Annotated in this window: 14 protein-coding genes; 9 read left to right on the forward strand and 5 right to left on the reverse strand. The window is 75.5% G+C overall.

Annotated features, from left to right (window positions below):
* The coding region (locus tag ABD308_RS15870; protein WP_344334030.1) for a universal stress protein at positions 1 to 591 on the forward strand (591 nt) is incomplete at its 5' end.
* 18 nt (positions 592 to 609) lie between these two features.
* Here ABD308_RS15870 and ABD308_RS15875 read toward each other — a convergent pair.
* Positions 610 to 1,554 (reverse strand): hypothetical protein, encoded by a 945-nt coding sequence (locus ABD308_RS15875; RefSeq protein ID WP_344334032.1) that lies wholly within the window; start codon positions 1,552 to 1,554, stop codon positions 610 to 612.
* Between the two features lie 309 nt (positions 1,555 to 1,863).
* On the opposite strand from ABD308_RS15875, the gene ABD308_RS15880 reads away from it, so the two are divergent.
* The 3 genes from ABD308_RS15880 to ABD308_RS15890 all read left to right on the forward strand — a co-directional run bounded on the left by ABD308_RS15880 (position 1,864) and on the right by ABD308_RS15890 (position 4,982).
* On the forward strand, positions 1,864 to 3,003 hold the full coding sequence (locus ABD308_RS15880) for a low temperature requirement protein A (protein ID WP_344334034.1): 1,140 nt from the start codon (positions 1,864 to 1,866) through the stop codon (positions 3,001 to 3,003).
* Between the two features lie 169 nt (positions 3,004 to 3,172).
* Positions 3,173 to 4,171: a GlxA family transcriptional regulator gene (locus ABD308_RS15885; RefSeq protein WP_344334036.1), complete on the forward strand. Its 999-nt coding sequence runs from the start codon at positions 3,173 to 3,175 to the stop codon at positions 4,169 to 4,171.
* Between the two features lie 34 nt (positions 4,172 to 4,205).
* On the forward strand, positions 4,206 to 4,982 hold the full coding sequence (locus tag ABD308_RS15890) for an MBL fold metallo-hydrolase (protein ID WP_344334037.1): 777 nt from the start codon (positions 4,206 to 4,208) through the stop codon (positions 4,980 to 4,982).
* 258 nt (positions 4,983 to 5,240) lie between these two features.
* Here the strand turns inward: ABD308_RS15890 and ABD308_RS15895 are convergent, their stop codons facing one another.
* Positions 5,241 to 5,489, reverse strand: a complete 249-nt coding sequence (locus ABD308_RS15895) for a hypothetical protein (protein WP_344334039.1) — start codon at positions 5,487 to 5,489, stop codon at positions 5,241 to 5,243.
* Entirely contained in the window at positions 5,486 to 6,664 is a 1,179-nt protein-coding gene (locus ABD308_RS15900; RefSeq protein ID WP_425554777.1) for an inorganic phosphate transporter, read from the reverse strand. Before ABD308_RS15900 ends, ABD308_RS15895 begins: the two co-directional genes overlap by 4 nt.
* A gap of 227 nt (positions 6,665 to 6,891) precedes the next feature.
* Here ABD308_RS15900 and ABD308_RS15905 point away from each other — a divergent pair, with 227 nt between their 5' ends.
* Positions 6,892 to 7,809, forward strand: coding sequence for a TIGR03619 family F420-dependent LLM class oxidoreductase (locus ABD308_RS15905; protein WP_344334041.1), 918 nt, complete (start codon positions 6,892 to 6,894; stop codon positions 7,807 to 7,809).
* 85 nt (positions 7,810 to 7,894) lie between these two features.
* Here the strand turns inward: ABD308_RS15905 and ABD308_RS15910 are convergent, their stop codons facing one another.
* Positions 7,895 to 8,281, reverse strand: a complete 387-nt coding sequence (locus ABD308_RS15910; protein ID WP_344334043.1) for a VOC family protein — start codon at positions 8,279 to 8,281, stop codon at positions 7,895 to 7,897.
* 187 nt (positions 8,282 to 8,468) lie between these two features.
* Between ABD308_RS15910 and ABD308_RS15915 the strand changes: the two genes are divergently transcribed.
* The 4 genes from ABD308_RS15915 to ABD308_RS15930 are packed head-to-tail and all read left to right on the forward strand — an operon-like array spanning position 8,469 to position 11,352.
* The gene (locus ABD308_RS15915) at positions 8,469 to 9,209 is read left to right on the forward strand and encodes a class I SAM-dependent methyltransferase (protein WP_344334044.1); all 741 of its coding nucleotides are present in this window, start codon (positions 8,469 to 8,471) and stop codon (positions 9,207 to 9,209) included.
* Between the two features lie 15 nt (positions 9,210 to 9,224).
* A complete protein-coding gene (locus ABD308_RS15920) occupies positions 9,225 to 10,430 on the forward strand; it encodes a GNAT family N-acetyltransferase (RefSeq protein ID WP_344334045.1) in 1,206 nt (401 codons plus the stop codon).
* Positions 10,431 to 10,465: 35 nt separating this feature from the next.
* Complete coding sequence (locus ABD308_RS15925; RefSeq protein WP_344334047.1) at positions 10,466 to 10,834, forward strand: hypothetical protein; 369 nt, start codon at positions 10,466 to 10,468, stop codon at positions 10,832 to 10,834.
* Entirely contained in the window at positions 10,831 to 11,352 is a 522-nt protein-coding gene (locus ABD308_RS15930; protein WP_344334049.1) for a pyridoxamine 5'-phosphate oxidase family protein, read from the forward strand. The genes ABD308_RS15925 and ABD308_RS15930 overlap by 4 nt, the downstream gene beginning before the upstream one ends.
* 15 nt (positions 11,353 to 11,367) lie before the next feature.
* Here the strand turns inward: ABD308_RS15930 and ABD308_RS15935 are convergent.
* Positions 11,368 to 11,788: NsdA family TPR-like regulatory protein (locus ABD308_RS15935; RefSeq protein ID WP_486327027.1), on the reverse strand; the 421-nt coding region annotated here is incomplete at its 5' end.

Here is an 11,788-nt window from a genome sequence, read left to right on the forward strand (position 1 = left end):
GTGCTCGGCTCCCGGGGGCTGGGCACCGTGCACGGCCTCCTGGTCGGCTCGGTGAGCCACCAGGTGCTGCGCCGGGCGGCCTGCCCGGTCGTCCTGGTGCGCGCCGTCACGGACGGCGCCGTCGCGGAGGGCGCCGTCACGGAGGGCGCGTCCGCTCCGCGGGGACGGGAGGTCGTGGTGGGCGTCGACCTGAAGCACTCGTGCGACGCGCTGCTCGCCTTCGCCTTCGAGGCCGCCGCCCTGCGCGCGGCGGCGCTGCGGATCGTCCACGGCTGGGAGCCGCCGATCGGCAGCGAGTACATGGCCTCCCCCGCCGTCGACGGCAGCGCGGGGGACCTGTCGGCGGCCGACCGGGACGCCATGGACACCCTCCTGGCGGCCTGGCGGGAGCGCTACCCCACGGTCGAGGCGACGACCGTCCTGGTGCACGCCCCGCCCCCGGCCGCCCTGGTCGAGGCGTCGGCGGGCGCCGCGCTGGTGATCGTCGGCCGCCCCGCCCGGCACTGGCCGCTCGGCACCCACCTGGGCCCGACCGCCCACGCCGCCGTCCACCACATCGGCTGCCCGGTCGCCGTCGTCCCGCACGACTGAGCGGCCGGGCCGGGGCGCCTACCGGACGGGGCGCCGGACCACCAGGGCGGCGGCCGTGCCGGTGACGGCGCCGAGCGCCATCAGCACGGCCACGGTCGCCGCGTCGGGGGCGGTGACCGGCTGGGAGCGCAGCGCCTGCCAGGTCAGGGTGAGCACCAGGCCCAGGTAGGCCAGCGCGGCGATCCACATCAGCGCCACCCGCCGGCCCTCGGGGATCCGGCGCGGCAGGGTGGCGAGGAGGAAGCCGATCAGCGGCAGGACCTGGAGGGCGTGCAGGCCGAGGAAGTGGGGGATCCGCAGATCGCCCCCGAGCGTGCTCCAGTCGGTGACGGGAAGTCCCGCGCCTCCGTCGGCGGGCCCGACGGTGTGCGCGCCGACGATCGACAGGCCCTGGCCGTTCGCGACGGCGGCGCGCTGCCGGGCGGTGGGCAGCGTCATCAGGAACGCGACGGCCATGCCCAGGCAGCACACGCCCGCGCCCAGGCGCAGGCCCCACGCGAACACCGGTGGCCCCACCCGCTGGCGCAGCAGCAGGACCACGGTGGTCAGGGCCATCACCCAGGTGGCGACGATGAAGGCGGCCATCGTCAGCCACACCGCCGTCGCGGTCGGGGTGGCGAAGTTGAAGTGGCTGGTGGTTCCGCTCGCCGCCGCGCCGGCGATCAAGGCCATCTCGACGGTCAGCGAGACGGCGGTCACCCGGGAGACGGCCCGCACCAGGCGGTCGTGGCCGCGGACGAAGGTGAGCAGCCAGAGCAGGGTGAGGGTGTAGAGGCTGATGGACAGCGCGAAGCGGGCGGGCTTCGCCCAGGCGGGCTGTCCCGTGATCGACCGGGAATCGGTGAGCAGGCCCACCAGGGCGACGGCCAGCACGAGGGCCATCAGGGCGGCCGTGCCGGCCAGCGGCCGGTTGACCGTCCACGCCCGGCGCGCCAGCCCCGCGGGGCGGTTGATCCACACCATGTGACGCCTCCCTGCAGGCCGGCCCTCCGCGCGGCGGCAGCTGTCTCAGATCGTGACCCCGTGGCCGCACTCTGTCAAAAAGCGCCACGAACGGGTCGCGTCCGATCGGTCGACCCCCGGAGCCCTCTGGGCGGCCCGCTGGTCCTGCGCGAAGCCGAAGCGCGGCGCTGGCGCGACAGCGGTCGTGCGCCTCGGGACCAATCAGGGCGCGCTCCGATTCGTACCGTCCTGGCACGGGCTCATGGACGGGTCGAAGCTGGGAGAGGCATGAGCGCGAACGCGCGGACGGGCGCCGGACGGTGGCGGACGATGACGGGCCGCGACCCCGGGGAGGCGCACCGGACCGCAACCTCGCTGGAGCTCCTGCTCGACCTCTGCTTCGTCGTCGCCGTGGCCCAGGCGTCCGCGAGCCTGCACGGGGCGCTGACCGCCGGCGACTACGCCTCGGGGGTGCTGCGCTTCGCCCTGGTCTTCTTCACGGTCTGGTGGGCGTGGATGAACTTCACCTGGTTCGCCTCCGCCTACGACCCCGACGACGTCCCGTACCGGCTGACCGTGCTCGTGCAGATCTCCGGATCGCTCGTCCTCGCCGCCGGGGTGCGCCTCGCCTTCGAGGACGGGGACCTGCACGTCATCACGGCCGGGTACACCGTGCTGCGGACGGCGCTGGCCGCGCTCTGGCTGCGGGCCGCGCTGTCCGACCCCGCCCGCCGCAGGACCACGCTGCGCTTCGCCGCCGGGGTGACGGCCTGCCAGCTCGGCTGGCTGGCCCTGCTGCTCGCCCCGGAGGCGGCGCGGCTGCCGGGCATCGCGCTGATGGTCCTGGCCGAGCTGTCCGTTCCGGTGTGGGCGCAGTCCGCCGGGATGACCCCCTGGCATCCGCGCCACATCGCCGAGCGCTACGAGTCGTTCACCCTCATCGTGCTCGGCGAGTCCGTCGCGGCCGCCACCCTCGCCGTACGCGGCGCCTTCGAGCGGAACCACGGCACCGGGCCGCTGTACGCGCTGGCGGCGGGCGGCCTGCTGCTGGCGTTCGCCATGTGGTGGCTGTACTACGCCCGCTCCGCGTCCACCCTGCTGGCGACCACGCACCAGAACCACCGACGGAGGTTCCCCTGGGCGTACGGCCACTACCTGGTCTTCGCCTCGGCGGCGGCCGAGGGCGCCGGTCTGGCGACGTACGCCGACCACGTCACGCGTCACCCCGGGGCCGTGCCAGCCGCCGTCGGGGCGGCCGTGACCGTTCCGGCGGCCGTCTTCCTGGTCACGGTCTGGGCCGTACACCTGCGACCGCACCGGAGCGGTCCGGCCGAGCGGATCGTGTTCCCCGGCGCGGCGGTCGGCGTCCTGGCGGCCTCCTGGTCCCCCGCGCCCGCCCTGCTCGCCGGTGCGCTCCTGGCGGGCGCGGGCGCCCTGGCCGGGGCGCCGCGACGGCCGACGCGACGCTGACGGCCGACGCGGTGGGGCGCCGAGGCCACCGCGAACCTCTGCCTCCCCTTCGTCCAGCAGCCGCCGCCGAACGGGGTGTAGCGCCAACCCTGGGGCCATCCGGTTCATGGCCGGATGTGACAGAACCCGGTCATTGCGGACACGCCCCGGGCGGCGGAAGGATCGGGGCATGCCCGAACCGCGCACCATCGTCATCGCCGCGTTCCCCGGGGTCGAGTTGCTGGAGGTGACCGGCCCGGCGGAGGTGTTCTCCGTCGCCTCCCGCCTGGTGGGGGGCGACGCGCCGGCCTACCGGGTCGAGATCGCCGCCGCCCAGGCCGGCCCGCTGCCCACCGCCGCCGGGATCGGCCTGGTCGCCGCCCGCTCGCTGACCGAGGTGGGCCGCACGGGCGTCGACACCCTTCTGGTGGCCGGCGCCATGGACCACGCCGACGGCCGCTACCAGGCCGTCATCGACCGGGAGGTGGTCGCCTTCCTGGCCACCGCCGCTCCGGCCGCACGGCGCGTCGGCGGCGTGTGCGCGGGCGTCCACCTGCTCGCCGAGGCCGGGCTGCTCAGCGGCCTGCCGGCCACCACCCACTGGCTCACCGCCGGCCAACTGGCCGCGCGGCACCCGGACATCGACGTCGACCCGGAGCCGATCTTCATCCGCTCCGGGCGGATCTGGACCTGCGCGGGCGTGACCGCCGCCCTGGACCTCGCGCTCGCCATGGTGGCCGAGGACCACGGACCGGCGGTCGCCCTCGACGCCGCCCGCGCCATGGTCATGTACGTCAAACGCCCCGGCGGGCAGACCCAGTTCAGCGTGCCGCTCTCGCTCCAGGCGAGCGCCGACGACCGCATCGACGAGCTCCGCCGCTGGATCGACGAGAACCTCGCCGAGCGGATCCCGGTCGAGGCGATGGCCGCCCGCCTGAACCTGAGCGTGCGCCACTTCGCCCGGGTCTTCCGCGACCGCACCGGCCGCACCCCGGCCGACTACCTGGAGGCGGTCCGGGTGGAGGCGGCCCGCCGGCTCCTGGAGGAGTCCGCGCGCGGCCTGCCCGACATCGCGGCCGCCAGCGGACTCGGGTCGGTGGAGACCCTGCACCGGGCCTTCCGCCGCCGCCTGGGCGCCACCCCGGCCGAGTACCGCCGACGGTTCCGCCCGCACGCCACCGCCCGCTGAAGCCACCACCCCCGTTCGCGAAGGAGCGCCCCCGTTGTCGTCCCGTACCCGAGTCGTGCCGATCCCCGTCCTGGGCCGGCACGCCGTCAACGCCTACCTGCTGCTCGGCCGCCACCCGGTCGTCGTCGACGCCGGGACGCCCGGCAGCGGCCGACGCATCACCGAACAACTCGCCACCCACGGGGTCGACCCGCGGGACGTCCGGCTGATCGTGGTCACCCACGGCCATCTGGACCACTTCGGCTCGGCCGCCGAACTGCGCCGCCTCACCGGCGCGCCGATCGCCGCGCACGCCGCCGACCTCGGCCCCTACCGCACCGGCCGGGTGCGCGAACCGTACCTGCCCAACGGGCCGATGGGCCGGCTGATGGCCCGCAGCCCGAAGCTCCACGAACAGGTCGAACCGTTCGAGCCCGACCTCGTGCTCCGGGGCGGGACCGGCTCCGGGGACGTCGGCCTCGCGGACTTCGGCGTCGAGGGTCGGATCATCCCCACGCCCGGCCACACCGCCGGCTCCGTCTCCGTGCTCACCGAGGACGGCGACCTGGTGGCCGGCGACCTGATCGCCAACTCCTTCATGGGCCTGATCAGGGGCCGCCCCGCCAACCCGCCCTTCCACGACGACCCGCTCGCCAACCTCGCGAGCCTCCGCGCGATGCTCGACCTCAAGCCCACCCGGCTGCACGTCGGCCACGGCACGCCCCTCGACCCGGCCCGCGCCGAGCGCTGGGCGACGGCGGAACGGCGCCGGCTCGAACGCCGGGCCGCCCGGGGCCGGCTGCGGACCGGGCCCGCGGCGGACGGTCGCTGAGCGGCACCCCGGGAGGCCGCCGTCAAGCCTTCGGCGCCCGTGCCGGCGGAGGTCAGGCGCGGGGCTTCGTACGGCACCAGGCCCGTAGCCGTCCCCGCGTCGGCCACCACCCCCACCGTCGGTGGAAGGCGGCGGCGTTGCTCAGGACGCCGTCGAGGCGCCGGCCCGACGAGTACGAGGACCTCGTCCGCCGCCTCGAAGGACCGCGCGAGGCCACGACCGAGGTGCCTCCGCCCGGCCGTGCCACGGCGGACGGTCTCAGCGGTGGCCGACGATGACGGAGATGCCCCAGCCGATCGACGCGAGCACCACCGCGAAGAGCAGCCCGGCCAGGGCGTAGCCGAGCGGGCCGGGGGTGGGCCGTCCGGTCGACGGGCCGTCGGCGGGGCCGCCGGGCGGGTTGAGCAGGCGCAGGCCGAGGGCGAACAGTGCGGGCAGTCCGGCGCCGGTGAGCAGGCCCACCACGACGATCCGCCACACCGCGTCCAGGTTGATCCAGGAGTTCACGGTCCCACCCCGTTCTCGGCCGGTCCCTTCGCCTTGGCCGCGGCGGACTCCGGGGTCACCGAGCCGGTCCACGCGGCGTTGACGTTCTCCGGGGTGACGGCCGGATGGCGGGAGGCGGCGAAGAAGGCGATCGACGCCAGCACCAGCGCGGTGAAGACCACCACGACGCCGACCGTCCCGCCGATCCCGTTCGCGGTCCAGTACGCCACCGCGCCGACCAGCGCGGCGGCCGGAAGGGTGAGCAGCCAGGCCGTTACCATCCGGCGGGCGAGCTGCCAGCGCACCTCGGCGCCCTTCCAGCCGACTCCCGAACCCAGGATCGATCCGGTGGCCACGTGCGTGGTGGAGAGCGAGTAGCCGAAGTCGCTGGAGCAGAGGATCACGGCGGCCGACGCCGACTCGGCGGCCATCCCCTGGGGCGAGGCGATCTCCACCAGGCCCTTGCCCAGGGCGCGGATCACCCGCCAGCCGCCGGCGTAGGTGCCCAGCGCGATCGCCAGCGCGCAGGAGGCGATCACCCAGTCCGGCGCCTTCGCCCCGGTCGGCAGGTCGCCGTTGGCGATCAGGGCGAGGGTGATGACGCCCATGGTCTTCTGCGCGTCGTTGGTGCCGTGGGCGAGCGAGACCATGGAGGCCGAGCCGATCTGGCCCAGCCGGAACCCGCGCTCGCGCGGGCGTGCGGGCACGTCCCGGGTGATGCGGGCGACCAGCAGGGTGCCGACCACGGCCACCAGGCCGGCGATGAACGGGGACAGCGCCGCCGGCACGATCACCTTGGAGACCAGGCCCTGCCACTTGACGGCCGAGGAGCCGGCCGCCGCCATCGTCGCCCCGATCACCCCGCCGATCAGGGCGTGCGAGGAACTGGAGGGGATCCCGAGGTACCAGGTGGCCAGGTTCCACAGGATGCTGCCGGTCAGACCGGCGCAGACCACGGTCAGGGTCACGTCCCCGCTGGAGACCAGACCGTTGGCGATGGTCGCCGCCACGGCGGTCGACAGGAACGCGCCGACCAGGTTCAGCACCGCCGAGACCGCGACCGCGACGCGCGGCGGCAGGGCCCCGGTGACGATCGAGGTCGCCATCGCGTTGCCGGTGTCGTGGAAGCCGTTGGTGAAGTCGAAGCCCAGCGCCGTGACGACCATCAACGCCAGGACCGCGTCATTGCCGGTCACGCCCCCGAACCTAGCCCGCCCACCACCACGCTCCCCGCCCCGCGCCCGCCCGGCACACCGAAGGCCGGCCGCCCGCCATCCGGTCGGCCCAGCGTCACACCGGGTCCTGGCCCGGCGGGGGGTGCCACCGTGCCCCGGCGTTGACCGGCCGCATACCGTCCGTTGAGCACCGTGCGCCACAGTGGTGGCCGTCCCCCGAAGCAGCCCCACGAAAGGCGTGAACACGGATGCCCATCGGACTCGCCCTCCCCCAGTACGGCGCCTTCGCCGATCCCGCCCTGACCGCCCGGGTCGCCGCCGGGGCGGAGGCGATCGGCTACGACCACCTCTGGACGGGCGACCGCCTCCTGGTCCCCAACGACCCGCGCAGCCGCTACCCCGGCGGGGACGGCACGACGCCGGCCGAGTACCGCGCCTTCCTCGACCCGCTGACCCTGCTGACGGTGGCCGCCGGCGCCACCGGCCGGGCGCGGCTGGGCACCAGCACGCTCAACGCCCTCTGGCAGCCGCCCGCGCTGCTCGCCCGCACGCTGACCACCATCGACCGGGTCAGCGGCGGCCGGCTGGACGTCGGCATCGGGCTCGGCTGGTCCAGGGACGAGTACCAGGCGGTCGGCGTCCCCTGGGAGGGCAAGGCGGCCAGGCTGGAGGAGACCCTGGACGTGCTGGAGGCGGTCTGGGCGGGCGGCGAGGACGTCCGGCACACCGGCGCGCTGTGGACCGTACCGCCGTCGACGGTGCTGACCCTCCCGGTCCAGCGGCCGCGCCCGCCCGTCCTGCTCGGCGGGTTCGGCCCGGCCGCGCTGGAGCGGGTCGGACGCCGCGCCGACGGCTGGCTCGGCGTCGCGCTGCCGCTGCCCGCGCTGCGCGGGATCCGACGGCTGCTCCACGACGCCGCCCGCGCCGCCGGCCGGGACCCGCGGGCCCTGCGGCTGGTCCTGCGGGCCAACCCGGTGGTCACCGCCGCGCCCGTACCCGTCGAGCAGGTCCCGCGACGCGGCACGGTCGAGCAGATCGCCGACTACTTCGCCGCCGCGATACGGGAGTTCGACGCCGAGCCACTGCTCGATCCGCACCTCTCCGCCCACTCGGCGGACGAGTTCCTGGCCCTCGCCCGGGAGTTCCACGACGCCCTGGCCGGCTGAGGCCTGGGGTCCGCACCCGGGCGCGGAACCTCCGCGGGACCCGGCGCGGCCTGCTTCGCGGACCCCCGAGCGGTGACCAGGGTCCTCAGCGCTGCTGGGTGAGCTGGATGAGGTTGCCGCAGGTGTCGTCGAGGACCGCCACGGTGACCGGCCCCATCTCCACCGGCTCCTGGGTGAAGCGCACGCCGAGTGCGCGCAGGCGTTCGAACTCGGCCGCCATGTCGTCCACGGCGAACGAGGCGGCGGGGATCCCGTCGCCGACCAGCGCCCGCTTGTAGGGCCCGACGGCGGGGTGGCCGTCGGGCTCCAGGAGCAGTTCCGTGCCGTCGGGCTGCTCGGCCGAGACGACGGTCAGCCACCGGTCCGCGCCGAGCGGGACGTCGTGCTTCTTCACGAATCCCAGCACCTCCGTGTAGAAGCGCAGGGCGTTCGCCTGGTCGTCGACGAAGACGCTGGTCAGATTGATCCTCACGAGGTGTCCTCCGGTTCGTTCGGCCCGAGCCACCAGGTCGGCGGGTCCGGACCAGGCGCCCCCTGTGCCCCGGTGGCCACGATACCGAGCGGGGTACGGCCGGGGTCGCCGACGCCCTGGTGGAGCGGGCGCGGACACCGCCGGGCCCGGGTCGTGCGCGGCCGCGGATCGGTGGAGAATTCCTGATATGAGCGCGGATGACCAGTTCGACGCCCTCGGTGCGATGTACGAGGAGATGTTCCTCCTGCCGTGGCGGCGGTACCTGGAGTCGTTCAGCGTGTTCGCCGAGCTGGGTGCGGTCGCCGGCGGGAGCGTCCTGGACATCGGGTGCGGGACGGGGCTCTACAGCCGGGAGCTCAAGCGCCGTGGGGCGGCGCGGGTGCTCGGGCACGACATCTCCGAGGGCATGCTCGGCCTCGCCCGGCGGGCCGAGCGCGCCGAGCCGCTGGGCGTCGAGTACACCGAGCGGGCCGACGGGATCGACGACGGCGCCTTCGACGCCGCCGTGGCCGTGTACGTGCTGCCGTACGCGGAGGACTACGCGGAACTGGTCACGCTCTGTGCGCTCGCCGCGCGGGCCCTGCGCCCGGGAGGCCGGTTCGTCACCCTCCCCGTGAACCCGGACTTCGACGGGGAGCGCACCTCCTACGAACGCTACGGCCTGCGCCTGGTGGAGGCCGAGCCGCGCCGCGACGCCTCGCGCGTGACGCTGGAGCTGTGCTTCGGCCGGTACGACGAACGGATCACCGCGCGCTACTGGAGCCGCGCCACGCTGGAACGGGCCCTGCGCGAGGCCGGATTCGCCTCGGTCCGCTGGCCCGCCTTCCAGGTCTCCGCGGAGGGGCTGGCCCGCCACGGCGAGGACTTCTGGCGCCCGTACCTCACCCGCCCCCACGCGGCGCTCATCACCTGCACCAGAACCGGATGACCCCGAGGCAGCGCCATGACCACCCTTCAGCAGGCCTACCGGAGCCCCGGGACGATCGAGGCGGACGTCCTGCCGTCGTTCGCCGAGGTCGACCCCGCCGCGTGGGACCGGTTGGTCGGCCCCGACAACTTCTACAACTGCGGCGCCTGGGTGCACGCGCTCGAACTCGCCCACGGCGACACCGCGCTGGTCACCGCCGCCTCCGGCGGGAGGCTGCTGGGCGCGCTGCCGGTCTGGCCCGGCGAGAACGACGGCCCCGGGCTCTTCCACCTGCCCACGCTGTTACCCGACGTGACGGAGGCGCGTTCCTCGGCGTACCTGTGGCTGGGAGCCCGGCGCTCCACCTACAACGAACTGGTCTGCACCCGCGGCGAGGCCCGCGCCCGCACCCTGGACACCCTGCTCGGCACGGCGCTCCGGCTGGCCCGCGAGCGCGGCCTCGACGGCGTCGTCATGCCGTACCTGGCCGCGGACGACGCCCGCGAGCTCGCCCGGCGGCAGCCGCGCGCCACCGTGCTGCTGCACGACGCGGACGCCAACCTCGCCGTCGCGGTGGGCGGTTACGCCGAGCAGTTGGCCCGGATGAGCCAGCCCGACCGAACCCGCCGCCGCGCCGAGCGGCGCGCCTGCGAGCGCGGCGACACCACCGTGGAGTGGCGGCCCCTGGACCGGCGGGAGGCGGTGCGACGGACCGCCGCCCTGGTGACGCAGACCCGCGCGCGGTACGGCGGCACCGCCGACCCCGGGTGGATGCTCCGCTCCTTCGAGGCGCAGGCCAGGACGGGGGTGCTGGACCGGGCCGTCGCCTGCTTCGCCGTCCGGGACGGCCACCCCGTCGCCGTGAACGTCTGCTACCCCCACGGCGACCGCCTCTACGCCCGCTACTTCGGATTCGACCACCGCGCCGCCGAGCCGCACGGCGAGTACTTCGTGCTCTGCTACCAGGCCCCCGTCGACTACGCCGCCGCCTGCGGCTTCCGCCGCTACCGCCTGGCGATCTCCGCCTGGCGGATCAAGATCAGACAGGGCGCCGTCCTCTCCCCGCTCGCCGTCGTCGTGCTGCCCCGGCACGGGCGCCTCTGCGACCCGGGAACGGCGCGGCGGCACAACGCCCGCACCGCCCGGCTCTGGGCCACCCGCTGCGCCGCCCGCCCCTGGGCCCTGGCGCCCGAGTGGGGCGGCTGGGACCCGGACGCCGCCGACCCGCCGCCGGCCGGCTGACCCCGCCCCCGCCCCGCTGTGGAAGGAGCCCCGCCGTGCTGCACCTGGTCTACCTGATCCAGCCCACGCCGGCCGCCGAGGCCGACCAGCCGGCCTTCTGGGACTGGGTCCGGGCCCGCGAGGCCTGGTTCTACGACGGCCTCGACACCGTGCTGCGCACCCGGTGGGCGGTGCGCACCGTCGGCACCCCCGTGCACGTCATCGAGCACACCGTCAGTTTCGCCGACGAGGCCGGCTGGGGCCGCTACCGGCGCCAGGTCGCCGAGCGCGGCCGCGACCCCGCCTGGGAGCGGCGCCGCACCGAACAGGCCCGCTGGTGGACCCTGTTGGAGGCCACCCTGCTCAGCGACCCCCCGGTCCCGCTCGGACTCGACCGCACCCTCCCGCCGGGAGGCCCGTCGTGACCGGGCTCGACGAACTCCTCCGCCGCAGCGAGCACCTGCTCTCGCACGCCCGCTTCATGACCCTGGCCACCACCGACGGCTCCGCGCCCTGGTCCGCGACCGTGAACTTCGTGCCGCTGCGCATTCCGGGCGGGCCTCTGAGGCTGCTCTACTACTCCCTGCGCGCCGCCCGGCACTCCCGCGACATCGAGGCCCGCCCCGGGGTGGCGGGCTCGCTCTACCTGACCGGTCTGCCCGGACTCGGCCTGGACGGCGCCCAGTTCACCGGGACCTGCCGGGCGACGGACGGCCCGGACGTGGCCGAGCACCACCGGCTGTACTACGAACTGAACTTCCCCGACCCCGCCGTACGCGGCGAGTGGCTGCTGCCCGAATCCGAGTTCCGGGACGCCGGGCCCCGCCGCTTCTACAGCGTCCGGGTCGACCGCTGGTGGCTGCTGGACGTCGACCGCTGGCTCCTCGACAAGCACGACCAGCGCGTCGAGGTGCCGCTGGGCCCCCTCACCGGGTCCGTCTGAACCCGGCCCGGGTGGCTAGGGGTGGCGCCATCGCTCGTCGGCTTCCGGTGCGTCGATCCTGGCCAGCACGGAGCGCGCCGCCGGTGACGCGGCGTGCCCGGCGAGCGTGCCCCGCAGCCGCCGGACGGCGGCGTCCACGCGGCCCGAGCCCAGCAGCGGGTGGTCGTCGAGCACCGCGTGCCAGGCGGCGCAGGACCGGTCGAGCCGTCCCTGCGAGAGCAGCAGCCCGGCCATCCGCACCGTGGTCACCGCCCGGGCCCGGCGTTCGGCCGCCGGACGGCAGCGGAGCGAGGCCGTGAGCGCGGCGACGGCGCCGGGCAGGTCGCCCACGGCGGCGAGGACCTCGGCCTCCTGGTGGGAGTAGGCGGCCCAGTCGTAGCAGGAGGTCCCCGGCGGCGGGGGTTCCGCGCGGTCGAGCAGGCGGCGGGTCCGGGCG

This window comes from Kitasatospora putterlickiae, from assembly GCF_039527695.1.
Classification (GTDB): Bacteria; Actinomycetota; Actinomycetes; order Streptomycetales; family Streptomycetaceae; genus Kitasatospora; species Kitasatospora putterlickiae.